Here is a 23,444-nt window from a genome sequence, read left to right on the forward strand (position 1 = left end):
CCGGGACGCACGGTGCGGCACATCACGGCACGAGTGGAAAAACGCAACGGGGGCAACCACAGTCACGGGTCGACCGTCACAACGGGCGAGTGGAAAGAGCGGAAAGACTTGAGACGGGCGCTCCGGCGTCCACGGGAGGGTTCACTCTATGGCGGCGCATTTCGGCAGTCGGCTGCGCAAAGGGGCGGCGACCACCGCCGTGGCCGCGGTGGCGGTCGCGGCTCTGTCCGCGTCCCAGGCTCCAGGAGTGACGGCCGAGAACCAGGACAGACAGGCAGCCGCCGGCGCCACCTCCGCGCCGGACGCCACGTCCGGGAGCAGCGCCGCGTCCGGGGGCGACGCCACCGGTGACTCGCCGTACTACACGGACCTGCCGCCGCTGCACAGCCCCAACCCCAGCCCGTCGCCGACCACCGGCACGCCCACCTCGCCGGGCGGGACCGAAGCGGGCATACCCGCGACCGTCCTCGACGCCTACAAGAAGGCCGCGGACGAACTGCGCGGCTCCAAACCCGGATGCAACATGCCCTGGCAGCTCCTCGCCGCCATCGGCAAGGTCGAGTCGGGGCAGGCGCGGGGCGGCCGCGTCGACGCGAACGGCACCACCATCGGCCGGATCCTGGGCCCGCAGCTCGACGGCAACGGCTTCGCGCTCATCAAGGACACCGACCACGGCGAGTACGACGGCAACAGCTCCTACGACCAGGCCGTCGGTCCCATGCAGTTCATCCCGTCGACATGGGCCTGGGCGGGCCGCGACGGCAACGGTGACGGTGTGAAGGACCCCAACAACGTCTACGACGCCGCGCTCGCCGCCGGGCACTACCTGTGCCGCAACGACTGGGACATGTCCACCCAGGCCGGTCTGCACAGCGCGATCCTCAGCTACAACAACTCGCAGGACTACCTCGACACGGTCCTGTCGTGGCTGGAGTACTACCGCAAGGGCACCCACTCCATCCCCGACGGCTCCGGTTCGGTGCCCTCGCACCGCAGCGACGACGACACGCCGAGGACCGGCCCGTCCCCGACGCACCCGCACAAGCCGACACACCCGCACAGGTCGACGCCGAGCCCGAAGCCGAACGACCCGGGCGACGGCAAACCCACCGAGCCCGCCCCCGGCCCGACCCCGCCGAACACGCCGCCCAACACGCCCCCGAACACGCCGCCGAGCACGCCCCCCACCCCCACCGACACGGTGGACCACCTGGAGGACGCGGGCACCGCCAAGCTCACCACCATGGCCGGGGACGCCTTCACCCAGCGCATCAGCACCCGCGCCGAGACGAAGGCAGGCAAGGCCGTCGCCAAGGTCAGGATCCGGTTCACCGTCGTCGGAGACACGGATACCGCCTTCACCGGCGGCGAGAAGGTCGCCACGGTCATCACCAACAGCACCGGCACCGCCGTGGCCCCCGCCCTCCACGCGGGCGAGAAGACCGGCGACTTCACCATCCGCGCCACCGTCCTGGGCCGCGCGGTCAGCGGCCTCGACTACAAGGCGACCGTCACGGCGCGGGCGGCCGACACCCTCGCCCGCACCAGCGACACGGCGTTGACCTGCACGCCGGGCGGTGAGTTCGCCGACCAGGTGGAGGTGAAGGCCACCTACAAGGGCGCCGTCGCCGACAAGGTCGCCGCCACCGCCACCCTGATCAAGTCCGCCGACGACGCCACCGCGAACGACAAGGGCCCCTACTTCAAGGACGCCGACGGCAACGCCGTACGCACCCTGACGGGCCTGGAGACGGACGGCGACGGCCTGCTGAAGCTGCCGAAGCTGTACGCGGACGACACCACGGGCACCTTCCTGCTCCGCATCACGACGACCGGCGGCGCGACGCTGACCGTCGAACTGAAGGTCACCGCGGCGGACCCCTCGACGAGCCCGTCACCGAGCGGCACCGGGACCACCTCCGCGTCCCCGAGCCCCACGGCATAGCGACCACAGGGCCCGCAGGGACCCGCCGCACCCGACGAGGGCGCCCCCTCCGCACCGGCGGAGCGGGCGCCCTCGTCGGCTGTGCGCGACTGTTCTCATCTCGCCCTCCCGTTGCTACGGTGCCCGGACCTGACGATGTATCAGTTCCGGACGGTCCGGGAGGGTTCCCCCATGCGTGCCCTGATCGCCGCCGCGACCGGTTTCGCCCTCGCGCTCCTCCTGGTCCTCGCGATCGGAGCGATGGGCTCCCCGGCCGGGCGCACGTCACCGGAACCGCTGCTCACCACGGTGCCCCCGCACCCGTGACCGCCCGCCCGTGAGGGAGGCCGACATGCGCCGCACGGCCAGTCTGATCCTGCTCGCCCTCGCCGTGTTCTTCGCGGCGCTGTCCCCGCTGCTGCGCTGGTACGCCTTCCCGCGCCTGGCCAAGATCCCCGCGAACCAGTACGAGACCATGGTCCTGGAGGCGAAGGGCGCCACACTCCTCGACTACGGCACGATGAAGGCCAAGAAGGTCCCCAAGGTCACCATCGTGCAGACCCTCAAGGGCGACGTCGAGGCCGCCCGGAGGATAGAGGAGACGGCGGGGCGGGACGTCGTCGTCTGGGACGGCCTGTCCTACGTGCAGGGCCCCGACGGCAAGATGGTCTCCAAAGTGCCCGAACGCTACATCTTCGACGCGCACTCCCAGGAACCCGTCCACGCCACCGGTGAGATGGTCGACGGCGACCCCGTCAGGCGGGACGGCATCGAGTTCAAGTGGCCCTTCCTCACGCAGAAGCGGGACTACGAGTACTTCGACGCGCAGACCCGCACCACCGACCCCATCCACTACAAGGGCACCCAGGACTTCCGCGGCCTGAAGGTCTACTACTTCGAGCAGGACGTCCCCTGGACCAGGGTGAAGATGCCCAGGACCATGCCGGTCAAGGGCATCACCCCCGAGTCGATCGCCAAGACCGGCACGACCCGCTGGTACACCACCGTCCGCAGGTTCTGGGTGGAGCCCGTCACCGGCGCCCCCGTCTACGGCGAGGAGATCCACAAGGAGGAACTGCGCGGCGGCACCCTGCTCGGCGGGCGCGCCAAGGTGACGGCGTTCGCGGGGGACGTGAAGATGCGCGAGGACTACACCGAGCACACCGTGGCCCTGGTCAAGCACAACCGCACGATCGTCCTGCTGCTGACGTCCTACCTGCCCCGGGGCCTGCTGATCCTCGGGATCCTGCTGCTGGCGCTCTCCCTGTACCTGGAGGCCCGCGGCCGCGGGCCGTCGGACCCGGCGCCCTCCCGGACCGCCGCACCGGAGCCGGTCAGCGCCTGAGCCGGGCGTTGGTGTGCCGCGTCGGTTCGGCGCCGGCCGGGTCCTCGGGCCACGGATGCTTCGGATACCGCCCACGCAGCTCCGCCCGTACGCCCTTGTAGCCGTCCCTCCAGAAGGACGCGAGGTCGGCGGTGACGGCGGCGGGTCGCCCGGCGGGGGAGAGGAGATGGACGAGCAGCGGCACCCCCGCCACAGCGGGCGACTCCTGCAGCCCGAACATCTCCTGCAGCTTCACGGCGAGGACGGGCTGCTCCGGGTTGCCGTAGTCGATCCGGATCCGTGACCCGCTCGGTACGGTGATCCGTTCGGGGGCGAGTTCGTCGAGCCGCGCGGCCTGCCCGGAGGACCAGGGCAACAGCCGCCCGAGCGCCTCCCCGGCGTCGATCCGGGCCAGGTCGGCGCGGCGCCGGGCCCGGCCGAGCTCGGGCTCCAGCCACTCGTCCACGCGCGCGTGCAGCGCCTCGTCGGACACGTCCGGCCAGGGCTCGCCGACCCGCAGCCGCAGGAAGGCCAGCCGCTGCCGCAGGCCGACGGCCTCGGCCGACCATCGCAGCAGCCCGAACCCCTCCTGCCGCAGCCCTTCCAGCAGCGCCTCCCGTACGAGGCCGGAATCGACCTCCTTCAGGGGCCGTACCCCCAACTCGACGGCCCCGAGCCGCTCCACCCGGCGCGCGACCACGTCGCCGTCCGCCCAGCGCACCTCGTCACGCTCCTCGTACAGCGCACCGGCCGCGGCCCGCGCGAGCCCCTCGTCCACCGCGGCGCCGAGCCGCACGCGCGCGTGCCCCTTGCCGAGCGGCCGGTCGGCCACGGCGACGGCGATCCAGGGCACCCCGCTCAGCGCGGACCCGTCGGCAAGCTCGGCCCGCGTCCCGGAGACCATGAGGTACGACCCGCCGTCGAGCTTCGCGATCCGCTCCGGGAAGGCGAGCGCGGCGACGAGCCCGGCGACCTGGTCGTCGCCGGTGCGAGCTCCGGTCTCGACGTCCACTTCCGATCGGGAGCCACGGGCGGGTGGAGGGGAACCCCCCTCGGAGACGACGGCCCGCAGCCGCCGAACCTCGACAGCCCACCGCTTGGCGTAGGCGTCACCCCCGCGCCGGGCACTCCGCAACGCACCGGCCAGATCGTCCCCGTAATCCCTGGGCGCCTCTTCACTCAGCAGCGCCACGGTCTCGGCACCGCCGGAGGCGTCCAGCAACGCCCTGCCCAGCCGGGGGTGCAACCCCAGCCGGGCCAACCGCACCCCCCGCTCCGTGGCACGCCCGGCGGAGTCGACCGCCCCGACGGCGGCCAGCGCCGAGCGCGCCGCGGCCATCGCCCCGCCCGGAGGCGGATCCAGCAGCGCCAGCCCGGAGGCGTCCGGATCACCCCAGCAGGCCGTCTGCAGGGCGAAGGCGGTCAGGTCGGCCACCTTGATCTCCGGCGACGGAAACCGCGGCAGGCGCCCGTCCTCGGCCTCGCCCCAGCACCGGTACACAATCCCCGGCGCCTCACGCCCGGCCCGCCCCGCCCGCTGCCGCCCGGCGGCCTGCGACGCCCGTACCGTCGTGAGTGCGCTCAGCCCGCGCGCGTGGTCCACGCGCGGCTCCCGCGCCAGCCCGGAGTCGACGACCACCCGGACCCCGGGAACCGTCAGCGACGACTCCGCGACGGAGGTGGCCAGCACCACCCGGCGCCGCCGCCCCGGCAGCAGCACCGCGTCCTGCACCGCCGCCGGCGCCCTCCCGTGCACCTGGAGCACGTCCACGCCGGCCACCTCGCCCAGGTCCCCCAGCAGCCCGGCGACCCGGGCGATCTCGCCCACACCCGGCAGGAAGCACAGCACGTCCCCGGAGCACTCGGCCAGCGCCCGGCGGACCACCGACGCCACGTGCGCGAGCAGTGCCGGATCGACCCACGTGCCGTGCGACGGCCGCACCGGACGTGCCGGGGGCGCGTACACGGTGCCGACCGCGTGCGCCGAACCCCGCGCCTCGATCACGGGCGCCCCGCCCAGCAGCCGCGCCCACTGAGCCCAGTCCGTGGTCGCCGACGCGGCCACGAGGCCCAGATCCGGCCGCAGGGTCTCCCGTACGTCCCACAGGAACGCGGCCGCCGTGTCCGCGTCCAGGTGCCGCTCGTGGCACTCGTCGAGCAGGACCACGTCGACACCGCTCAACTCCTGGTCCCGCTGCAGCCGCTGCAGCAGTACACCGGTCGTGACGACCTCCACGCGCGCGTGCCGCCTCACGACCCGCTCGCCGCGCACCGTGTAGCCGACGCTGTCGCCGGCCTGCTCGCCCAGCAGCCAGGCCATCCGCCGCGCCGCGGCCCGCGCCGCGATCCGCCGCGGCTCGGCCACGACCACCCGCCGCGCGGGTCCCTCCCCGAGCAGCCCGGCCAGCGCGAGCGGCACCAGCGTCGTCTTGCCGGTGCCGGGCGGCGCCCCGAGGACGGCGGTGCCGTTTGTCTCCAGGGCGTCGTTCAGCGCGGGCAGGGCGCTGCGTACGGGGAGGGCGTCCAGGGCGTCGTAACGGATCACACGCTCAGTCTCGTACGCACACGAAGATCGCCGTCCCCGGGATCAGGCTGCCCCGCAGCGGCGACCACCCGCCCCACTCGGAGGTGTTCCAGGCCGGCCACTCCGGCTCGACCAGGTCCACCAGCCGGAAGCCCGACGACGCGATGTCCCTGACCCGGTCGCCGAGCGTCCGGTGATGCTCGACGTACACCGCCCGGCCCTCGTCGTCCTGTTCGACATATGGCGTGCGGTCGAAATAGGAGGCGGACACCGACAGCCCCTCGGGCCCGGGCTCGTCCGGGAAGGCCCAGCGGATCGGGTGCGTCACGGAGAACACGAACCGCCCGCCAGGCCGCAGCACCCGGCGGACCTCCCGCAGGACCAACCGCGGGTCGGCGACGAAGGGCAGCGCCCCGTACGCCGAGCACGCCAGGTCGAAGGAACCGTCCGCGAAGGGCAGCGCGCCGGCGTCCGCGCACACCAGGGGAAACGATCCGCCGATGCGCAGCGCGTGCTGCAGCTGGCGGTGGGAGAGGTCCAGGGCCACCGGGCGGGCGCCTTGGGCGGCCAGCCAGCGCGAGCACTGGGCGGCGCCCGCGCCGATCTCCAGGACGTCCTTGCCCTTGAGGTCCTCGGGCGGACCGAGCAGCTCCGCCTCCACCTCGTCCAGGCCCTCGGGGCCCCACACGAAGCGGTCGTCGCCGAGGAACGTGCCGTGTTCGATCTGATAGTCGTCCGCGTTCCGGTCCCACCAGCCCCGGTTGGCCCGGGAGCTCTCCATCACATCGGCGTCGCGCCGGGTGGCTTCCGGTTCGAACGGTTCGGGCTCTTGGATGATCGGCTCCCTCGTCGTACTCTTCCGTCCAACCGGTCGGAACGGTGTCCTGGAAAGAGGTCCCGGAAGGCCCGTTTGGCCTCGTGGGACGATTCTTGTGCCGGGTATGCGGCGATCCGCCCCGGGTGTGCGGCTTCGCGCATTGACCCTGTCCGGCTGCCCCCGTATGCTACAAGTTGCGCTGCGGGCCTGCGCACCTCAGACGTAGCAGGCTGCGCTCGCATCTGTTGTATGTCCCCTCGGTTGTCGAGGCGCCATCACCGATCCTGGTGGGGCGCTTCCTTGGCTGTCCGGCTTCTGCAGAGCGAAACGGGCTCCCGGCGTAAGCAGTACCTACGACTTCAATGTCCGTACCGGAGCCCTTTCCCACATGACGAGCAGCACCGAGACCACCGCCACCACCCCGCAGGTAGCGGTCAACGACATCGGTAACGAGGAAGCCTTCCTCGCCGCGATCGACGAGACGATCAAGTACTTCAACGACGGCGACATCGTCGACGGCGTCATCGTGAAGGTCGACCGGGACGAGGTCCTGCTCGACATCGGTTACAAGACCGAAGGTGTCATCCCGAGCCGCGAGCTCTCGATCAAGCACGACGTCGACCCGAACGAGGTCGTCGCCGTCGGTGACGAGATCGAGGCCCTGGTCCTCCAGAAGGAGGACAAGGAAGGCCGCCTGATCCTCTCGAAGAAGCGCGCCCAGTACGAGCGTGCCTGGGGCACCATCGAGAAGATCAAGGAAGAGGACGGCATCGTCACCGGTACCGTCATCGAGGTCGTCAAGGGTGGTCTCATCCTCGACATCGGCCTCCGCGGCTTCCTCCCGGCCTCCCTGGTCGAGATGCGCCGTGTTCGCGACCTCCAGCCCTACGTGGGCAAGGAGCTCGAAGCCAAGATCATCGAGCTGGACAAGAACCGCAACAACGTGGTCCTGTCCCGCCGTGCCTGGCTGGAGCAGACCCAGTCCGAGGTCCGCCAGACGTTCCTCACGACCCTGCAGAAGGGTCAGGTCCGCTCCGGTGTGGTCTCCTCGATCGTCAACTTCGGTGCCTTCGTGGACCTGGGTGGCGTCGACGGTCTGGTCCACGTCTCCGAGCTGTCCTGGAAGCACATCGACCACCCCTCCGAGGTCGTCGAGGTCGGCCAGGAGGTCACGGTCGAGGTCCTCGACGTCGACATGGACCGCGAGCGTGTCTCCCTGTCGCTGAAGGCGACCCAGGAAGACCCGTGGCAGCAGTTCGCCCGCACCCACCAGATCGGCCAGGTCGTGCCCGGCAAGGTCACGAAGCTGGTTCCGTTCGGTGCGTTCGTCCGCGTGGACGAGGGCATCGAGGGTCTGGTCCACATCTCCGAGCTGGCCGAGCGCCACGTGGAGATCCCGGAGCAGGTCGTCCAGGTCAACGACGAGATCTTCGTCAAGGTCATCGACATCGACCTCGAGCGCCGTCGCATCAGCCTCTCGCTGAAGCAGGCCAACGAGTCCTTCGGTGCCGACCCGGCCGCGGTCGAGTTCGACCCGACCCTGTACGGCATGGCTGCCTCGTACGACGACCAGGGCAACTACATCTACCCCGAGGGCTTCGACCCCGAGACCAACGACTGGCTCGAGGGCTACGAGAAGCAGCGCGAGGAGTGGGAGCGCCAGTACGCCGAGGCGCAGCAGCGCTTCGAGCAGCACCAGGCGCAGGTCATCAAGTCCCGCGAGGCGGACGCCCAGGCGGCTGCCGAGGGCGGCGAGGCCGCTGCTCCGGCCGCGTCCGGTGGCGGTTCGTACTCCTCCGAGGGCCCGGACAACTCCGGCGCGCTGGCCTCGGACGAGGCGCTCGCCGCGCTGCGCGAGAAGCTGGCGGGCGGCCAGAGCTGAACGCTGCCGCTGAGGCTTAGCCGATAGCTGGTTCTGAGGGGCCGTACCTTTCGAGGTGCGGCCCCTCAGCCGTTTTTCGGGCCTGCCGATCGTCGTTCGTCTGCCGGTTGCCTACGGCTGGTCGCGCCCACGCGGCGGAGCCGCAAAGTGTCACCGTCCCGCGCCCCCAAGGGGTCGCCGCGGCCCCTGCCGGGATGGCAGCGAAATCTGATCATGGCCGTGCCGCGGGAATGCCCACGCTCCAGGGCACGTTGTCCATGATGGACAACGAGGAGGGGCGGTCACTGTGCTTGATCCGCAGGGTTTGTACGCGTGGGAGCCGAAGGGGCTGGCCGTCGTCGACATGGCGCTGGCCCAGGAGTCGGCCGGGCTTGTCATGCTCTACCACTTCGACGGATACATCGACGCGGGGGACACCGGTGACCAGATCGTCGACCGGCTCCTGGACACACTGCCCCATCAGCTGGTCGCCCGCTTCGACCACGACCGGCTCGTGGACTACCGCGCGCGCCGCCCGCTGCTGACCTTCAAGCGCGACCGCTGGACCGAGTACGAGGAGCCCGGCATCGAGGTCCGGCTCGTCCAGGACACCACCGGTGCGCCCTTCCTGCTGCTGTCCGGCCCGGAGCCGGACGTGGAGTGGGAGCGGTTCGCCGCGGCCGTGCGGCAGATCGTGGAGCGGCTCGGCGTCCGCCTGTCCGTGAACTTCCACGGCATCCCCATGGGCGTCCCGCACACCCGGCCCGTCGGTCTCACCCCGCACGGCAACCGCACCGACCTCGTCCCGGGCCACCGCAGCCCCTTCGACGAGGCCCAGGTACCCGGCAGCGCCGAGGCGCTCGTCGAGTACCGCCTCATGCAGGAGGGCCACGACGTCCTGGGCGTCGCCGCGCACGTCCCGCACTACATCGCGCGCTCCCCGTACCCGGACGCGGCCCTGACCGTCCTGGAGGCCATCACGGCCGCGACCGGCCTGGTCCTGCCCGGCATCGCCCATGCCCTGCGTACGGACGCCCACCGGACCCAGACCGAGATCGACCGGCAGATCCGCGAGGGCGACGAGGAGCTCACCGCCCTCGTCCAGGGTCTCGAGCACCAGTACGACGCCGCGGCGGGTGCCGAGACGCGCGGCAACATGCTCGCCGAACCGGCCGACATCCCCTCGGCCGACGAGATCGGCCGCGAGTTCGAACGTTTCCTGGCGGAGCGCGAGGGCGACAACTGACGCCCTGCCCCTGACAGACCGCCCGCCGGGCGGTGTGTCAGGGGCAGGCCCTAAGCTTCCGCTCATGCTGACAGTGGGCCTGACCGGTGGGATCGGCGCCGGCAAGAGCGAGGTGTCGCGGTTGCTCGTCGAGCACGGCGCCGTGCTGATCGACGCGGACCGCATCGCGCGCGAGGTCGTCGCGCCGGGTACCGAGGGCCTCGCGGCCGTCGTCGAGGCCTTCGGCGACGAGGTGCTCGCCGAGGACGGCAGCCTGGACCGGCCCAAGCTGGGTTCGATCGTCTTCGCCGACCAGGAGAAGCTGGCCGTGCTGAACTCGATCGTGCACCCCCTGGTGGGCGCCCGCTCCCGCGAACTGGAGGACGCGGCGGCCGAGGACGCCGTCGTCGTCCACGACGTCCCCCTCCTCGCGGAGAACGGCCTCGCCCCGCTGTACGACGTCGTGGTCGTCGTCGACGCCGGCCCCCAGACCCAGCTCGACCGGCTGGTCCGGCTGCGCGGCATGAGCGAACAGGACGCACGCGCGCGCATGGCCGCACAGGCGACCCGGGAGAAGCGCCTGGAGATCGCGGACATCGTGATCGACAACGACGTACCACTTCCGGTGCTGCGCCAACGGGTGCGCGAGGTGTGGGACGACCTGGTGGGCCGGGCGCACGCGCCGAGCGGGGACGACGCCGGAGCGCCGTCCCAGGAATAGCGGCTCCCGAAGTGGGCGTTGAACCCCTCCAGTGAGGGAAGGACTCTGCCGTGCCCGAGACCAGCGGTTCCACCGGACGTACCCCGGAGACGCATGTCATCGACTTCCGTGCCGCCGAGCAGTTGCTCAACGCACGGGACCCGCAGGGCGCGGTGAAGCTGCTCGACGGAGTGATCGCCGCGCACCCGGAGAACACGGCCGCGCGGCTGCTGCGGGCCCGTGCCTTCTTCGCCGCCGCGCAACTGCGGCCCGCGGAGCTGGAATTCACCGTCGTGCTGGAGCGCGAGCCGGACAACGCCTTCGCGCACTTCGCGCTGGCCCGCACCTATGAGCGCCAGGGACGGCCCGACCAGGCCAAGCGCCACTTCCGGCTGGCGGCCGCGCTGGACCCCAACCCGGATTATCTGAAGGCGGCGCGCTTCGACTCCTGACCCGCGGGCTGCTCGCCGCCGGTCACGGATGCCGGTGCCGACGCGGCCGGAACGTCGGGCGGCGCTCCGGCGGGCGACGGGCCGAGTGGTCCTCCGGCGGGCGGTACGGCGGTATGTCCCGGCCCGGCTGGTAGTGCGGACCCTGCCGGATATGCCGGATGATCATGAATAGGTCGACGGTGACCACCAGCCACAGCACCCCGCACGCCGCCGCCCACCCGGGGCGCCCGGCGAGCGCGAACGCCGCCGTGCCGAAGACCGTCCAGACCAGCCCCCACACGCTCAGCCACAACCGCATCCGCAGCGCACTGCGCGCGGTCGCCGGCTCACTGCCCGTACGCATGACCGTTCACGCTCCTCCCTGGCCACGTACCCTTCCACGAGGACCTTCACCCAAGGGGGGACCGCACCGTGCTGCCGGACGCCGACGACCTGCCCGAGCTGCTCCTCGACCTCGCCGTACCGCACGAGGACATCAACGAACTCGTAAGACTGCGGCGCGCGGTGACGGCGGACCCGGGCGTGCTGCGGCTCCTCGCGGAGTGCGTGGCGGAGCTGGTCCGGGACATCGGGCGGGTCGGCATCACACCGTCCGGACTCGACGAGCGGATCGCCGCCGCCCCGGCCGCCCTGGCGCGGTGCTTCCCCGTGTACGTGTTCCTCGCCGCGCTGCCGCACACGCGCGCGTACCACCGTGAGCGCGGCATCCCGGCCGACGTCTCCCGGCACACCCTCGCCGACCTCGGCCGTCACCTCGCCGTCCACCGCAGGCGGCACGGCGAGGCAGGGCTGGAGTCCCCGCGCTGGCTCGCCCACCACTTCCGCGGTGAGCTGTACCAGCTGGGGCGTCTGCAGTTCGAGCGGGCGGTGCTCGGGGAGCGCACCGCTCAGGGGCCGGCCGCGGCCGGAGAGCGGGCGGCACCGGGCGCCCCCTGCCTCGCCGTCCATATACCCGACTTCCACGGCCCCCTGACCCCGGCGGCCTGCGACCGATCGGTGGCGCTGGCGCGGGAGTTCTTCGCCCGGCACTTTCCCGAGGAGCGGTACACGACCGCGGTCTGCCACTCCTGGCTGCTGGATCCGCAGTTGCGGCGGTACCTGCCCGAGCACTCCAACATCGTCCGCTTCCAGGAGCGGTTCCGCACCGCTCGCGAGGACACGGAGCCGGCCGACCGGGAGCCCGTCCAGTTCGTCTTCGGTGACCCGGACCTGCCGGTCGACCGGTTGCCCCGCCGGACGGCCGTCGAGCGGGCCGTCGGCGACCATCTGCGGGCCGGCGGGCACTGGTACATCGGGCACGGTTGGTTCCCGCTGCGAACCGAATAACTCGGACGAGTGAACACGTGCCGGAGGGGAACGGGCTTGCGGGGCCCGGCCGTTGTTCGGGCATGACGGTCGAGATGCGTGAGGGATACGACGGTACGGGACCCGGTGCGATCACCCCGGACGGCTGCGCGGTCGAGCTGTACTCGCGGTTACCGGTCGGTGACGAACCGGACATCATCGCCGCGGCGGTTCCCGCCGGGGCACACATCCTGGAACTGGGCAGCGGGGTGGGCCGGATGACGCACCCCCTGCTGGAGCGGGGGTTCACGGTGACGGCGGTGGACGAGTCCGCCGAGATGCTGGAGCGCGTCCACGGGGCGCGGACGATATGCACTCCGATCGAGGATCTCGACCTGGGCGAGAAGTTCGACGTGGTGATGCTCGCGTCCTTCCTGGTGCACGCCGGGGACACGGAGGTCCGTCGGGGACTGCTGCGCACCTGCGCCCGGCACGTGGCGGAAGACGGCTGTGTGCTGATCCAGCGGGAGGGCGAGGACTACCACACCGCTCTGCCGCGGGAGAGGGTCGATCCCAGCGGCTTCACGGTGCGCATGCTGTCGGCGGAACCGGTCGGGGACGGCGTGAACTCGGTCCGCGCGGAGTACGTGTTCCCGGACGCGGTGTGGACGCAGACGTTCTTGTCCCGGCCGCTGACGAAGGAGCAGTTCGAGGAGGCGCTGGCGGAGGCGGGACTGGAGGTGGAGGAGTACCTGACGCCGGACAGAGTGTGGGTGCGCGCGGTGCGCCGATGAGTTCTGGGCCTCGGGCGGGTCTACCTCGGTGACAGCAACCGGGACCGCTGCACCAGGGAGAACCCCATGTCCGAGACCACTGCCCCTGCTGCCCCCGCCGCTTCCGGGGCCCTCCGTGCTCGCCGTGCGCAGGCCGCCCGGGTCGCCCTGCGCACGGTGCAGGTGCTGCTCGCCCTGTTCTACGGGATCGCGAGCGCGCTGCCCAAGCTCATCGCCCACCCGTCGGCCGTGGGGTCGTTCGACAGGATCGGCTGGGGCAGCGCGGGGATGTACACGATCGGCGCGCTGGAACTCGCCGGGGCCGTGGCCCTGTTGGTTCCCGCCCTGCAATCCCTGGCGGCGACGGCGCTGAGCGCGCTGATGGTGGGTGCCTTCATCGTCCAACTCACCGTCTTCGACGGTCAGTACGCGGCGACACCGCTGATCCTGATCGTGCCGCTGGCCGTGATCGCCTGGGCCCGGCGCGGGCAGAACACGAAGCTGCTGCGGCTGCTGCGTTCGGCCCGGCCGGGAGCGTGACCCCCGCGCGTGGGGGTCACTGCCCCCCGGGACGTCCCCTGAGCCCGTTCAGCGCCCGCAGGCGTTCCAGCTCGCGGCGGTCGCGCTTGGTGGGGCGGCCCGTGCCGCGGTCACGCAGGACGAGGGGGGCCACGGCCTCGCGGGGCGGGGGCGGCGGGGAGTTGTCGATGTAGCACTGCTGGGCCACGGGGGCGCCGACCCGCTTGCGGATCAGACGCTTGACGATCACGACCCGCTCACGGCCCTCGTGCCGCAGACGCACCTCGTCGCCGACACGCACGGCGTACGCGGGCTTGACGCGCTCGCCGTTCACATGGACGTGTCCGCCGCGGCAGGCGGTGGCCCCGAGGGAACGGGTCTTGATCAGCCGGACCGCCCAGATCCAGCTGTCGATGCGCACGGTCTCGCCGGCCGCCGGGCCCGCCGCCTCCGCCGCGGCCACGGCGGCGGTGATCCTCGGGTCGGCGGTCTGTGCGTCCGTTCCCGCGGCGCCGCCGGTGTGGCGGGTGGTGTCCTCGTCCGCATCCTGGGAAGCCATGTCCTCGACCTTAGCTCGCCGGTCTGGGGAAGCCGGACACGTTTTCCTACCGTGGAGGAATGAACATCAGCGGCCTGAACCAGCTCGACCGGCGCGTCGCGGGCTGCCGGGCCTGCCCCCGACTGGTGGCCTGGCGGGAGGAGGTGGCCCGTACCAAGCGCGCCGCCTTCGCCGACTGGACGTACTGGGGGCGGCCGGTGCCCGGTTACGGACCGCCCGACGCCCGGCTGCTGATCATCGGCCTCGCGCCCGCCGCGCACGGCGGCAACCGCACCGGCCGCATGTTCACCGGCGACCGCTCCGGGGACGTGCTGTACCAGGCCCTGTACGACGTGGGCCTGGCCTCCCAGCCCACCTCCGTGCACGCCGGTGACGGGCTTGAGCTGTACGGCGCTCGCGTCACCTCACCCGTGCACTGCGCCCCGCCCGCCAACAAGCCGACCCCCGAGGAACGGGACACCTGCCGGCCCTGGCTGGTGCAGGAGCTGCGGCTGCTGCGGCCGACGCTACGGGCCGCCGTCGTCCTCGGCGCCTTCGGCTGGCAGGCCGCGCTGCCCGCGTTCGCCGAGGCGGGCTGGAGTGTCCCCCGCCCCCGCCCGGCCTTCGGTCACGGCACCCGGGTCGCGCTCGACGGGCTGGACCTCTTCGGCTGCTTCCACGTCAGCCAGCGCAACACCTTCACCGGCCGGCTCACCCCCGAGATGCTGCGGGAGGTGCTGCGGACAGCGGCGGAGGCCGCCGGGCTGGGAGCCTGACCCGCACCCCCCGCCCCCGGCAGGGCGTCACCCGGCCCGGCCGCCGGTCCGGCTGATCAAGGCCGCCACACGTACCGCACGTCCGGCTCCCGCTCCTCGTTCCCGCTGCCGTCGGTGAACTCCACCGCGGCGAAACCGTGCCGCTCGTAGAACCGGTGGGCCGGAGCGTTGCCCTGGAAGGTCCACAACGTGAGCCCCTGCGGGCTGCGCTCCTTGGCCAGCGCGACGAACCGGTCCCCGATGCCCCGCCCGCGCCATTCCGGGGCGAGGTAGAGCTGGGACAGCAACTCGTCCTCCAGCACCATCACCCCGACGATCCCACCACCGTCCTCCTCCTCGGCGACCCAGGTCTCCCGCAAAGGCACGACCACGTGCCGGAAGTACTCGTGCACCTCGTCGTCGGAACGCGGCCGGACCACCGTGGGCAGCGCGGCGGCGAAGGACCGCAGCCAGACATCGGCCGCGGCGGCGGCATCGGAAGCGGCCGCCCGGCGCAGCACGACCGTCGCCCCGGCGCTCACTCGGGCACCACAGCGGTCGCCGTGATCTCCACGAGCTGCCCGGTGTACCCCAGGCAGGCCACCCCGATCAGGGTCGACGAGTGCGGCCCCGCACTGAGCCCGGAGGCCTCGACCACCTCCCACACGGCGGACAGCACGGACGGTTCACTGCTCACGACGTACACGTCGGTGGCCACCACATGCCCCAGGTCGCTGCCCACCGCCGCCAGTTGCTCGCGCAGGTTGCCGATCACCTGCTCGGCCTGCCGCACGGGATCCCCCGGCCCGACGACCTCCCCCTTCTCGTCCAGAGGCACCGCTCCGGCGAGGAAGGCAAGCTTCGTGCCGGCCTCGACGACGGTGGCGTGCGAGTAGGTGGGGGGCGGGAAGAGGCCGGGGGCGGTGACGCGCCGGATCATGGGCGGGACTCCTGGGTCGGGTGGTGGGCAACCACCCGATCATCCGGGCCACCACCCCTCGACGCATCCCGATTTCCGGGCGCTGAGCAGCGGTTCGAGTCGAACGGGTGCTTCGGGACGACCCGCGTCACGATCACGGGCCGGACATGGCATCGACGATCTCGAAGCGGCCGCCCCGGACACAATCGGGACCTGGAGCAGGCGGACGCCTTCGTCACCCACGCCGGTATGGGCGGCTGTGGCGGGGGACTGATGGCAGGCGTTCCGATGATCGCCGTGCCGCAGGGCGCCGACCGGTTCATGAACGCGCCGTCGACCTCGTCGAGGACATGCCGGGGGCACGGAGCATCACGGAATGATCTCCGAATCTTCACACCCCCTTTTCGTGGTGTGTACATGCAGTTAATGTCGTCCCCTTGAAAGATCCTCAGGGGGACGACATGAACAACCCGTACTCGACGCCGTCCGCTCCGCGCACCGTGGACACCCGGCGCTGGTACAGGCGCAAGCGCGTATGGGCGGCGAGCGTGGTCGTGTTCGCTCTGGGTGCCATGGGCGGCACCCAGAGCGCGCAGGACGAGGTGAACGCTGCGAAGGCCGCCGCCGCCAAGCCGCGGCCGACGGTCACGGTGACGGCCACGGCGACCGTGACCGACATACCGAAGGTGGCGCCCGCGCCCACGGTCACCAAGACGAAGACGGTGAAGAAGCCCGGCCCGACCGTCACGGTCACGAAGACCGCGCGGACCGTCTCGGGTACCGGTACCAGCCACAGCGGTAGCAGTGGCAGCAGCAGGGGCGGCGGCGGTGGCACCGCCACCGGCACCTGCTCGATCACCTCCAACGCGGGCAACTGCTACCAGGCGGGCCAGTACTGCCGCAACAGCGACCACGGCGCCACGACGACGACCGCCGGCGGTACCAGCATCAGGTGCAGCTACAGCTCGGGCGCGTGGCGCTGGACCTACGTCTGAGTCAGTGCTGGGCGAACTGGACGCGGGTCGCCTGGACGGCATCCGGGCGGACGGCGATGCCGCTGACCGTCAGTTGCTCGCCGTAGATGTCGGTGAGCCGCAGCGGGCCGCCACAGCCGGTGCCGTCCTCGGAGAGGAAGTAGTTGTAGCTCTCGCGGGTCAGTTGGCGCCAGCCGCTGCCGGTGCTGACCTCCAGCCGGGCCAGCGGGTTGCGGTGGCCGAGGGCCTGGATGCCGCACCAGTTGGCGCTGGAGCCGGTCTTGTAGCGGATCGAGACCTTGTCGGAGGTGCTGGGGCTCAGCAGGCTCCAGGTGACCGAGATGCGGCCGGCGTTGAGGGCGGCGAGTTTCGCGAAGGCCTGCTCGCTGAGGTCCAGTTGGCCGACTGCGCACTCGGGGCACTCGTTGGTGACCCGCACCGTGACGGAGGCCCCGCCCGCGCGCACGCTGATGTACGCCCCGCACGCCTTGGCCGTCTCGTAGTCGGTGTGGTTCATCGCCGCGATCATCAGGTCGGACGTCGGGCCGTATGTGCAGGCGCCGTTGCCGTCTCCAGCGGCGTAGTGGGTGGCGACACCGCTGTAGGTGACCCCGGGCTTGATCCGTCCCGCCAGCGGGGCCGCGCCGGAAGCCGGCCGGGCGTTCGGCACGGTGGTGCGAGCGGGCGACGGCCGCGCCGAAGCGGTCGGTGTCCTGGCGGGTTTCGGGGTGGTCCTGGCGGCCGTCGGGGTCGGGGACGTCTTGGACCCCTTGGATGCCTTGGACGGTTTCGGCTTGAGCTTCGCCGTCTTCGGCGCGACGCTCGTCGACCGCGTGCTCGCGGCGGGCGTGGCCGCGGCCCGCACCGTCTGGGGCTCGCCGTGCGGGCGGAACGCCATCACCAGGGATACGACAAGTCCCATGGCGGCCACGGCGACGGCGGAGAGCAGGGCCGTGCGTCGTCCGGGGGCGGGTCGGCGATGGGGTGAGGATGCCACGGGTGACTCCTTTGAGTCCTTCGAGTCCTCACGTAGTACGTGAGGACATGCGCTTCCGACTCACCAGTGGTCGCAGGGGCCACAAAGGTTGCCGGGATTTCAGCGGCGATCCGGTACGAGGAGAGAGTCCTCGCCGCCCTGCCCGGCGTCCGGGCCGTCGCTCTCGGTGGTTCCCGTGCCAGGGCACCCACCGAGGTGGAGCCGCTGCCGCCGATCCACCTCGCGGGAACTCCCACGTACCTCGTGGTCGCCGGGCCGGCCGTCAACCGCGTGCTGCGCGGGGAGCTGCCCAGGCCCGCCGGCTACCGGGCAGGCTCCGGCGCACGGCCGTCGAGCGGTACGGCACGATCCGCTTCCGTGCGCCGCGGAATTGCGTTCATAAAGAACTCGGTCCTCCGGGCCATCCGTCACACGGGTGAAGCACATACGCTCCGTCCCCTCCGGGAACACGTTTAGGCTTGAAGCACCGAGCAGCCCGGCCACCGTCGCCCGAAGGCGCACCCCGCCCTCGTCCGCACAGGAGCCCAGTGACCCGCGTCGTCCACGCCCTGCCCCCGTGGCTCGCCCACGCCTTCCGAGCGCAGGGCGGGCCCGTTCCCTGGAGCGCGGTCACGCGGGGTGCGCTGGCCGCAGGCCCCCTGCTCCTCCTCGCCGTGCTCACCGGCCGGATCCCCCTCGGAATCCTCGCCGCCATCGGCGCCATGCTCGCCGGGACCAACGACCGGCCGGGCAGTCGGCGGGCCTCGGTGAAACGCCTCGGGGTGCCCGCGCTGGCCGGGTCGGCGGGGCTGCTGGGTGGGACGTACGGCGGGCAGCACCTGGCAGCCGTCCCGCTGACCCTGCTGCTCACCGCGCTCGGCCTGGTGGCGGGCGCCGCGGTCGCCGTCGGGCCCGCGGCCAGCGCCGCCGGCTCACAGCTGCTGGTCGGCGCGGCCATCGGCGCCGGGATGCCGCTGCCCGAACCGGGATGGCTGCGGGCACTCGCCTTCCTCGCCGGGGCGGGCTGGCTGCTCGTGCTACGGCTGGCGCTGCCCACCCCCGGCTCCCTCGCCGGTGACTTCCGCTTCGACGGGGAGCGGGACGCCGTCGCCGGGGTGTACGACGCGATCGCCGAGCTGCTCGACGCCGTGGGGACCGACGCCGCCCTGGCCCGCCGCGCCGCGCTGACCGCCGCCCTCGACCACGCACAGGACGCCCTCGCCGGGCCCCGGCTGCGCCGCCACGCCAGCTCCGCGGCCGAACGCCGGCTGCACGCCCAGTACACCGCCGCGCTGCCCCTCGCCGAGGCCGCGACCGCCCTCGCCTGGGCCGGGGAGGCCACGGACGAGAGAGCCTCGGAAGGACCCCGGCGGCTCGCCGCCGCCGTACGCGGCAACAGCGCCACCGGCCCGCTGCCCGCACCCCACCGGTCCGCCCCCGCGCTGCGCGCCCTCGACGACGCCCTGCTGCGCGCCGCCGAGACCTTCGACCGGGCCGATGACACACAGCAGCGGCTGCACACCCGGCGCCGCACCACCAAGGACCTCCTGCGTGCCGCCCTGGGCAGCGGCGGCCGGGAGTACGGGCTCAGGATCGCCCTCTGCTTCGGAGCGAGCGGGGCCATCGCCCAGGCCCTGCACACCGCGCACTGGCACGGGCACCAGTACTGGTACTGGCTGCCCGTCACGGCCGTGTGGCTCGTCAAGCCCGACCTCGGACCGCTCGCCTCCAGGGTGCTGTCCCGGGCCGCGGGAACGGTGCTGGGCGCCCTCGTCTTCGCCGGCTTCGCCGCCGTACTGCCCCGGCCCGAGGGGCTCGTCGCCCTCGTGACCATCTGCGGGGCGCTCGTCCCCGTCGCCGCCCGGCACTTCGCCGCCCAGACCGCCGTCGTCACCCTGCTCGTCCTCGCCCTCGTCATGGTCGGCGGGGAGCCGCAGGCCTCCGTCAGCCGGATCGGGGAAACGCTGCTGGCCTGTGCGATCGTGCTGATCGTCGGGCATCTGCCGATGCCGGGGACGCGTGGCGCGGGCGTACGGCAGCGGCTGGCGGCGGCCGGGAACGCCGCGCAGGCCTACCTCGCCCATGTCCTGAGCGAGTCCGACGACCGCGCCGAACGGTGGGCCCTGCGCCGTGACGCCTACCGCACCCTCGCCGAGGCCCGTACCGCCATTGCCGTCTCCGCCGCCGAACTGCCGGCCCTCGCCCGGCACACGGAGGGCACGGACTCCGTCGCCGCCATGCTCGAACGGCTCGTCGACACGACCACCGCGTCCGCGGTGCACCTCGACGACACGGGGCACCTGACTCCGCGCCAGATCAGCCTCCTCACCGAGCTCGTCGGCGAGCTGGAGCAAGAGCGCGAGCGGCTGGGGCTGCGGTCCACACACTCCCGTCCGGTGCATTTCGTGACCCACACGGGTGATTAATCGTATTGATTGCGAAACCGGGCGCGGCGCCCGTGGAATTGCTGATTCCGATCCGAGTGACACTCACCGAAAAGGGAGTAAGCGTGAAATCAGCACACAGGGTCCCACGGCGTCCGGACGGCCGGTCCAAGGGCTTCACGTGGACGGCAAGAGGTCTTTCGGCGGTGGCCGGATCCGTGATCGCGGGGGTTCTCGCCACCTCTCCTGCGGCCGCCCTCGGTTCGGCCGGCCCGTCCACCCCGGCTCCGCCGAACACGAGCAACTCGACGGCCGCGGAAACAGCCGTCAAGGGGCAGAACGATCCCCATGAGAACGGGGAGCAGAGGATCGTCCGGGCCGTCGTGAGAAGCGACGGAAGCCTCGTCCCCGGGCAGAGCTCCGGTGCCGTGTCGTCGTACAGGATCGCCGTCGGCACCTATCAGGTCTGCTTCAACACGCCGATCACCAACGGCACGTACGTCGCCACCATCGGCCTGCCCGGCAACGCCATGTCGTCATCGCCCGGTGAGATCACCGTCGTGGGCCGGTACGCCACCAACAACTGCCTGTTCATCCAGACGTACAACTCGGTGGGAACGCTGGAGGACCACAGCTTCCACGTGGTCGTGGCGTACCACCACTGAAGATGACACTTCGACGGCCGGCCCGTCCACGACCCCTCGTGGACGGGTGTCGCCCGTCTGTCCTTCGCCGTATTGAATCCGTCACCTTCGGTGCCTTTGGTGTCGCACAGTGAACGGAATCTCACCTACCGCAGTGAACGGGTGTCAACAATGTCTCAGTACCGTCACTGAGCGAGGCCGTTTCCCATTCCAGGGCGTTTACTCCTACAGGTATGACGCTTTCTGGAGGTGCGAGATGGTGAACGGGCGAACGGTGCTCGAACGCTTTCCCGCCGGTGGACCGCGGGGATCGTGGCCGGCCGAGGAGTTCGCGCACGCGCGGCGCCTCGAAGGGCTGCCCGCCGAGGTCGTCATGGACCTGGCGACCGACACGTTCCTGGTGATCGTGCGGGGTTCCGTCGGTGCCGAGTGAGCGGGCTCAGCCCGCCTTCGGGGCGGGCAGCTTCGCCGTGAACTGCTCCGCCTGGAGCGCGTACAGCTCCGCGTAGAGGCCACCGGTGGCCAGCAGTTCCTCGGGGGTACCGGACTCCACGAGCCGACCCTGGTCGAGGACGTGCACCAGATCCGCGTGCCGTACCGAAGCCAGCCGGTGGGTGATCAGCACGACCGTCTGACCGCTGCCCGCCAGCGCCCGGATCCGGTCGAAGACCTCCAGCTCGGCCCGTGCGTCCAGGGCCGCGGTCGGCTCGTCCACGATCAGGATCCGCCCGCGCCGGTACGCGGCCCGGGCGATCCCCAGGCGCTGCCACTGGCCGCCGGAGAGCTGGTGCCCCCCGCTGAAGTGACGGGCCAGCAGGGTGTCCAGACCGTGCGGCAGGTCCGCGACCACCTCCTGCGCGCCCGCCTCGTCGATCGCGTCGGCCAGGCGCTCCTCGGTGAGGGGCACCGCGGAACGGCCGACGGCCACGTTGACCCGCGCGGTGAACGGCCAGCGCTTGAAGTCCTGCGCGACCATCGCGATGCGCTCGGCCAGTTGGTGCCGGTCGGCCCGCGCCGCGTCGACACCGTCCCACAGGATCCGGCCCCGGTCCGGCTTGTACAGGCCCGCGAGCAGCTTGACCAAAGTCGTCTTGCCCGAGCCGTTCTCACCCACCAGCGCCACGATCCGGCCCAGCGGGAGGGTGAGCGTGACGTCGTCGAGGGCGGGGTGGGTGGAGTCGCCCGGGTAGCGGAAGGTGACGTTCTCGAAGCGGACCTCACTCGGATCCTCGGGCAGCGTCTCCCCGCCGACCGGGATGGCGCGCTCGGCCGCCTCCGTGTACAGCCGCTGCAGGTCGCCCACGAACAGCGCCTCCTCGTGCAGCGTGTTGACCTCCAGCACCAGCGTGTCGAGGCTCGCCGAGCCGGTGCGGATCGCGATCACCGCGGTGCCCGCCACGGACAGCGCCATCGTCCCCGACAGCAGCAGGGCGCCCAGCGTCGCGTACGTCGCCACGGTCGCCAGACCCGTCCAGGCCGCCGCGATCAGACCGGTACGGGCCGCCAGCCGGGCCAGCCGCGCCTGCTCCGCCTCCGCGGTCTCCGACATCGCCCGGAAGTGCCGGAGCAGGAACGGGCCGACACCGTGCACACGGATCTCCGGCGCGGCCTCCGGCTCGGTGAGCAGACCGCTGATCAGATGACCGGCGCGGGCGTGCTGCACCCAGGTGTGGAAGGACTCGTAGCGACGCCGGGCGTTGGTCAGCGCGCCCCAGGCGCTCGGCAGGGTCATGGTGATCAGCAGCGGCAGCAGAGCCGGATGGAGCACGGTGAGCACACCGGCCGCCGCCACCAGCGAGATCAGTGCGTTGATCACCCGAGTGCCGTACATGATCATGCGGCGGGCGGACGAGGCCCCGTACTGCGCGGTGTCCAGCAGCTTGTGGAACGCGTGATCCTCGATGGCGGCCAGTTCCACGCCCGCCGCCCGCTCCAGATACCGCTCGGTCGCCACCCGCTCCACCTTCGGCTCCAGCCGGCCGGTGGCGTACGTCGACGCGGCCCCGAGCAGTGTGGTGACCAGCGCCACCGAGGCCATGGCGACCAGGGCGGGGGCGGCGCCGCGCAGCCGGTCCTCCAGGGGGCCGCCGCCGATCAGCCGGCCCAGCACGCTGTTCACCGCCAGCAGGCTCACCGCCTGGGCCACACCCCGGCCCGCCTCGGCGGCCAGCACCGTCCGGGCCGCGCTCCGGTCCGCCTCCCGGGCCAGCCGGAAGCTGGACGCGAGCATGCCGGGCAGCCGGGTCACCATGGCCCGGAAGTCCAGCTCCAGGAAGGCGTCCGTGTGCTGGTTCCACCCCATGTCGTAGCGCAACGGCCCACCGAACAGCAGCCGCTCCGACTCGGACACTTCGGGCCCCACCGAGCCGCGCCTCTTCCCCACCGTCAACCTCCCCCGAGCCGGCCATGACCGACGGCCACTATCCCGGCACGACCGCCCACAAGGCAGGGCGCGAACCCGGTTCACCGGGGGCGCGCGGGCGTACGAACTGCTTCCCAGCCCACCCGACGTCCGACCACGACGCCGTCGAGGCCGATCGGAGCGGGGTAGGGGAGGCGGCCACGTGAGGGGGGGCTCCGGCGGGGTGCGGGGGCGAAGCCCCGCGAGGGTCCCGGGCCGCAGTCCTGCGGGGTTCAGAGGCGTAGCCCCCCGGCGGGGTGCGGAGGGCGTAACCCTGCGGGGGGTGAGGGGCGCTCCCGGCGGGGTGCTGGGGCGGACCCGCAGGGGTCCCGGGCCAAAGCCCCGCGGCGGTTCAGAGGCGCAGCCCCCCGGCGCAGTGCGGGGCGGACCCCCGCAGGGATCCCGGGCCGGAGCCCCGCGGCGGTTCAGAGGCGCAGCCCTCCCCGGCGG

At 72.1% G+C, this 23,444-nt stretch carries 23 protein-coding genes and 2 pseudogenes; 17 read left to right on the top strand and 8 right to left on the bottom strand.

Annotation, left to right across the window (positions count from 1 at the left end; genetic code table 11):
* Nucleotides 1–148 precede the first annotated feature (148 nt).
* From ACFY0F_RS04780 to ACFY0F_RS04790, 3 genes are all read left to right on the top strand, one after another.
* Nucleotides 149–1,945 (top strand): lytic transglycosylase domain-containing protein, encoded by a 1,797-nt coding sequence (locus ACFY0F_RS04780; protein ID WP_388788844.1) that lies wholly within the window; start codon nucleotides 149–151, stop codon nucleotides 1,943–1,945.
* Nucleotides 1,946–2,116: 171 nt separating this feature from the next.
* Nucleotides 2,117–2,251 (top strand): SPW_0924 family protein, encoded by a 135-nt coding sequence (locus tag ACFY0F_RS04785; protein ID WP_388788847.1) that lies wholly within the window; start codon nucleotides 2,117–2,119, stop codon nucleotides 2,249–2,251.
* Between the two features lie 25 nt (nucleotides 2,252–2,276).
* On the top strand, nucleotides 2,277–3,269 hold the full coding sequence (locus ACFY0F_RS04790) for a DUF3068 domain-containing protein (protein WP_388788850.1): 993 nt from the start codon (nucleotides 2,277–2,279) through the stop codon (nucleotides 3,267–3,269).
* On the opposite strand, the gene hrpB is transcribed toward ACFY0F_RS04790, so the two are convergent.
* The gene (hrpB, locus tag ACFY0F_RS04795) at nucleotides 3,259–5,793 is read right to left on the bottom strand and encodes an ATP-dependent helicase HrpB (protein WP_388788853.1); all 2,535 of its coding nucleotides are present in this window, start codon (nucleotides 5,791–5,793) and stop codon (nucleotides 3,259–3,261) included. The two genes, ACFY0F_RS04790 and hrpB, sit on opposite strands and share 11 nt — an antisense overlap.
* Before the next feature lie 4 nt (nucleotides 5,794–5,797).
* The gene (locus tag ACFY0F_RS04800; protein WP_388788856.1) at nucleotides 5,798–6,553 is read right to left on the bottom strand and encodes a class I SAM-dependent methyltransferase; all 756 of its coding nucleotides are present in this window, start codon (nucleotides 6,551–6,553) and stop codon (nucleotides 5,798–5,800) included.
* Between the two features lie 424 nt (nucleotides 6,554–6,977).
* On the opposite strand from ACFY0F_RS04800, the gene rpsA reads away from it, so the two are divergent.
* The 4 genes from rpsA to ACFY0F_RS04820 all read left to right on the top strand — a co-directional run bounded on the left by rpsA (nucleotide 6,978) and on the right by ACFY0F_RS04820 (nucleotide 10,827).
* Nucleotides 6,978–8,471: a 30S ribosomal protein S1 gene (gene rpsA / locus ACFY0F_RS04805; RefSeq protein WP_031115633.1), complete on the top strand. Its 1,494-nt coding sequence runs from the start codon at nucleotides 6,978–6,980 to the stop codon at nucleotides 8,469–8,471.
* Nucleotides 8,472–8,757: 286 nt separating this feature from the next.
* Complete coding sequence (locus ACFY0F_RS04810) at nucleotides 8,758–9,696, top strand: PAC2 family protein (protein WP_388788859.1); 939 nt, start codon at nucleotides 8,758–8,760, stop codon at nucleotides 9,694–9,696.
* Nucleotides 9,697–9,760: 64 nt separating this feature from the next.
* Nucleotides 9,761–10,396, top strand: coding sequence for a dephospho-CoA kinase (gene coaE, locus ACFY0F_RS04815; RefSeq protein ID WP_388788862.1), 636 nt, complete (start codon nucleotides 9,761–9,763; stop codon nucleotides 10,394–10,396).
* Between the two features lie 50 nt (nucleotides 10,397–10,446).
* Nucleotides 10,447–10,827 (top strand): tetratricopeptide repeat protein, encoded by a 381-nt coding sequence (locus tag ACFY0F_RS04820; RefSeq protein WP_388788864.1) that lies wholly within the window; start codon nucleotides 10,447–10,449, stop codon nucleotides 10,825–10,827.
* 22 nt (nucleotides 10,828–10,849) lie between these two features.
* On the opposite strand, the gene ACFY0F_RS04825 is transcribed toward ACFY0F_RS04820, so the two are convergent.
* Nucleotides 10,850–11,170, bottom strand: a complete 321-nt coding sequence (locus ACFY0F_RS04825) for a DUF6343 family protein (RefSeq protein WP_388788867.1) — start codon at nucleotides 11,168–11,170, stop codon at nucleotides 10,850–10,852.
* A gap of 68 nt (nucleotides 11,171–11,238) precedes the next feature.
* Between ACFY0F_RS04825 and ACFY0F_RS04830 the strand changes: the two genes are divergently transcribed.
* The 3 genes from ACFY0F_RS04830 to ACFY0F_RS04840 all read left to right on the top strand — a co-directional run bounded on the left by ACFY0F_RS04830 (nucleotide 11,239) and on the right by ACFY0F_RS04840 (nucleotide 13,424).
* The gene (locus ACFY0F_RS04830; protein WP_388788869.1) at nucleotides 11,239–12,153 is read left to right on the top strand and encodes an acyltransferase domain-containing protein; all 915 of its coding nucleotides are present in this window, start codon (nucleotides 11,239–11,241) and stop codon (nucleotides 12,151–12,153) included.
* Nucleotides 12,154–12,215: 62 nt separating this feature from the next.
* Nucleotides 12,216–12,905 (top strand): class I SAM-dependent methyltransferase, encoded by a 690-nt coding sequence (locus ACFY0F_RS04835; RefSeq protein ID WP_388788872.1) that lies wholly within the window; start codon nucleotides 12,216–12,218, stop codon nucleotides 12,903–12,905.
* A 66-nt stretch (nucleotides 12,906–12,971) separates the two neighbouring features.
* Nucleotides 12,972–13,424, top strand: coding sequence for a DoxX family protein (locus tag ACFY0F_RS04840; protein ID WP_388788875.1), 453 nt, complete (start codon nucleotides 12,972–12,974; stop codon nucleotides 13,422–13,424).
* A gap of 16 nt (nucleotides 13,425–13,440) precedes the next feature.
* On the opposite strand, the gene ACFY0F_RS04845 is transcribed toward ACFY0F_RS04840, so the two are convergent.
* Entirely contained in the window at nucleotides 13,441–13,962 is a 522-nt protein-coding gene (locus ACFY0F_RS04845) for an RNA-binding S4 domain-containing protein (protein WP_388788877.1), read from the bottom strand.
* A 59-nt stretch (nucleotides 13,963–14,021) separates the two neighbouring features.
* Here ACFY0F_RS04845 and ACFY0F_RS04850 point away from each other — a divergent pair, with 59 nt between their 5' ends.
* Nucleotides 14,022–14,717, top strand: coding sequence for a uracil-DNA glycosylase (locus tag ACFY0F_RS04850; RefSeq protein ID WP_388788878.1), 696 nt, complete (start codon nucleotides 14,022–14,024; stop codon nucleotides 14,715–14,717).
* Nucleotides 14,718–14,773: 56 nt separating this feature from the next.
* Here the strand turns inward: ACFY0F_RS04850 and ACFY0F_RS04855 are convergent, their stop codons facing one another.
* The gene (locus tag ACFY0F_RS04855) at nucleotides 14,774–15,238 is read right to left on the bottom strand and encodes a GNAT family N-acetyltransferase (protein ID WP_388788881.1); all 465 of its coding nucleotides are present in this window, start codon (nucleotides 15,236–15,238) and stop codon (nucleotides 14,774–14,776) included.
* Complete coding sequence (locus ACFY0F_RS04860; protein WP_388788884.1) at nucleotides 15,235–15,636, bottom strand: RidA family protein; 402 nt, start codon at nucleotides 15,634–15,636, stop codon at nucleotides 15,235–15,237. Before ACFY0F_RS04860 ends, ACFY0F_RS04855 begins: the two co-directional genes overlap by 4 nt.
* A 192-nt stretch (nucleotides 15,637–15,828) precedes the next feature.
* Between ACFY0F_RS04860 and ACFY0F_RS04865 the strand changes: the two are divergent.
* Both ACFY0F_RS04865 and ACFY0F_RS04870 read left to right on the top strand, forming a co-directional pair.
* Nucleotides 15,829–15,945: pseudogene (locus ACFY0F_RS04865) on the top strand (glycosyl transferase); the annotation flags it as partial.
* A 131-nt stretch (nucleotides 15,946–16,076) separates the two neighbouring features.
* The gene (locus ACFY0F_RS04870) at nucleotides 16,077–16,610 is read left to right on the top strand and encodes a hypothetical protein (protein ID WP_388789204.1); all 534 of its coding nucleotides are present in this window, start codon (nucleotides 16,077–16,079) and stop codon (nucleotides 16,608–16,610) included.
* Between the two features lies 1 nt (nucleotide 16,611).
* On the opposite strand, the gene ACFY0F_RS04875 is transcribed toward ACFY0F_RS04870, so the two are convergent.
* Entirely contained in the window at nucleotides 16,612–17,586 is a 975-nt protein-coding gene (locus ACFY0F_RS04875) for an expansin EXLX1 family cellulose-binding protein (RefSeq protein ID WP_388788886.1), read from the bottom strand.
* A 195-nt stretch (nucleotides 17,587–17,781) separates the two neighbouring features.
* On the opposite strand from ACFY0F_RS04875, the pseudogene ACFY0F_RS04880 reads away from it, so the two are divergent.
* From ACFY0F_RS04880 to ACFY0F_RS04895, 4 genes and pseudogenes are all read left to right on the top strand, one after another.
* A pseudogene (locus tag ACFY0F_RS04880) lies at nucleotides 17,782–17,892 on the top strand (nucleotidyltransferase domain-containing protein); the annotation flags it as partial.
* Nucleotides 17,893–18,113: 221 nt separating this feature from the next.
* Nucleotides 18,114–19,991, top strand: a complete 1,878-nt coding sequence (locus ACFY0F_RS04885) for an FUSC family protein (RefSeq protein ID WP_388788889.1) — start codon at nucleotides 18,114–18,116, stop codon at nucleotides 19,989–19,991.
* 164 nt (nucleotides 19,992–20,155) lie between these two features.
* Complete coding sequence (locus ACFY0F_RS04890) at nucleotides 20,156–20,614, top strand: hypothetical protein (protein ID WP_388788892.1); 459 nt, start codon at nucleotides 20,156–20,158, stop codon at nucleotides 20,612–20,614.
* 235 nt (nucleotides 20,615–20,849) lie between these two features.
* On the top strand, nucleotides 20,850–21,026 hold the full coding sequence (locus ACFY0F_RS04895; protein WP_388788895.1) for a hypothetical protein: 177 nt from the start codon (nucleotides 20,850–20,852) through the stop codon (nucleotides 21,024–21,026).
* 6 nt (nucleotides 21,027–21,032) lie between these two features.
* On the opposite strand, the gene ACFY0F_RS04900 is transcribed toward ACFY0F_RS04895, so the two are convergent.
* Nucleotides 21,033–22,895: an ABC transporter ATP-binding protein gene (locus ACFY0F_RS04900; protein ID WP_388789207.1), complete on the bottom strand. Its 1,863-nt coding sequence runs from the start codon at nucleotides 22,893–22,895 to the stop codon at nucleotides 21,033–21,035.
* Nucleotides 22,896–23,444 lie beyond the last annotated feature (549 nt).

This window comes from Streptomyces sp. NPDC001544, from assembly GCF_042894285.1.
GTDB lineage: Bacteria > Actinomycetota > Actinomycetes > Streptomycetales > Streptomycetaceae > Streptomyces.

Bases quoted from the DNA above. Each gene is read 5' to 3' on its own strand.
- ACFY0F_RS04780 (WP_388788844.1), top strand. From the start codon at position 149: ATGGCGGCGCATTTCGGCAGTCGGCTGCGCAAAGGGGCGGCGACCACC.
- ACFY0F_RS04785 (WP_388788847.1), top strand. From the start codon at position 2,117: ATGCGTGCCCTGATCGCCGCCGCGACCGGTTTCGCCCTCGCGCTCCTC.
- ACFY0F_RS04790 (WP_388788850.1), top strand. From the start codon at position 2,277: ATGCGCCGCACGGCCAGTCTGATCCTGCTCGCCCTCGCCGTGTTCTTC.
- ACFY0F_RS04800 (WP_388788856.1), bottom strand. From the start codon at position 6,553: ATGGAGAGCTCCCGGGCCAACCGGGGCTGGTGGGACCGGAACGCGGAC.
- rpsA (WP_031115633.1), top strand. From the start codon at position 6,978: ATGACGAGCAGCACCGAGACCACCGCCACCACCCCGCAGGTAGCGGTC.
- coaE (WP_388788862.1), top strand. From the start codon at position 9,761: ATGCTGACAGTGGGCCTGACCGGTGGGATCGGCGCCGGCAAGAGCGAG.
- ACFY0F_RS04825 (WP_388788867.1), bottom strand. From the start codon at position 11,170: ATGCGTACGGGCAGTGAGCCGGCGACCGCGCGCAGTGCGCTGCGGATG.
- ACFY0F_RS04835 (WP_388788872.1), top strand. From the start codon at position 12,216: ATGACGGTCGAGATGCGTGAGGGATACGACGGTACGGGACCCGGTGCG.
- ACFY0F_RS04840 (WP_388788875.1), top strand. From the start codon at position 12,972: ATGTCCGAGACCACTGCCCCTGCTGCCCCCGCCGCTTCCGGGGCCCTC.
- ACFY0F_RS04845 (WP_388788877.1), bottom strand. From the start codon at position 13,962: ATGGCTTCCCAGGATGCGGACGAGGACACCACCCGCCACACCGGCGGC.
- ACFY0F_RS04850 (WP_388788878.1), top strand. From the start codon at position 14,022: ATGAACATCAGCGGCCTGAACCAGCTCGACCGGCGCGTCGCGGGCTGC.
- ACFY0F_RS04860 (WP_388788884.1), bottom strand. From the start codon at position 15,636: ATGATCCGGCGCGTCACCGCCCCCGGCCTCTTCCCGCCCCCCACCTAC.
- ACFY0F_RS04870 (WP_388789204.1), top strand. From the start codon at position 16,077: ATGAACAACCCGTACTCGACGCCGTCCGCTCCGCGCACCGTGGACACC.
- ACFY0F_RS04895 (WP_388788895.1), top strand. From the start codon at position 20,850: ATGGTGAACGGGCGAACGGTGCTCGAACGCTTTCCCGCCGGTGGACCG.
- ACFY0F_RS04900 (WP_388789207.1), bottom strand. From the start codon at position 22,895: ATGGGGTGGAACCAGCACACGGACGCCTTCCTGGAGCTGGACTTCCGG.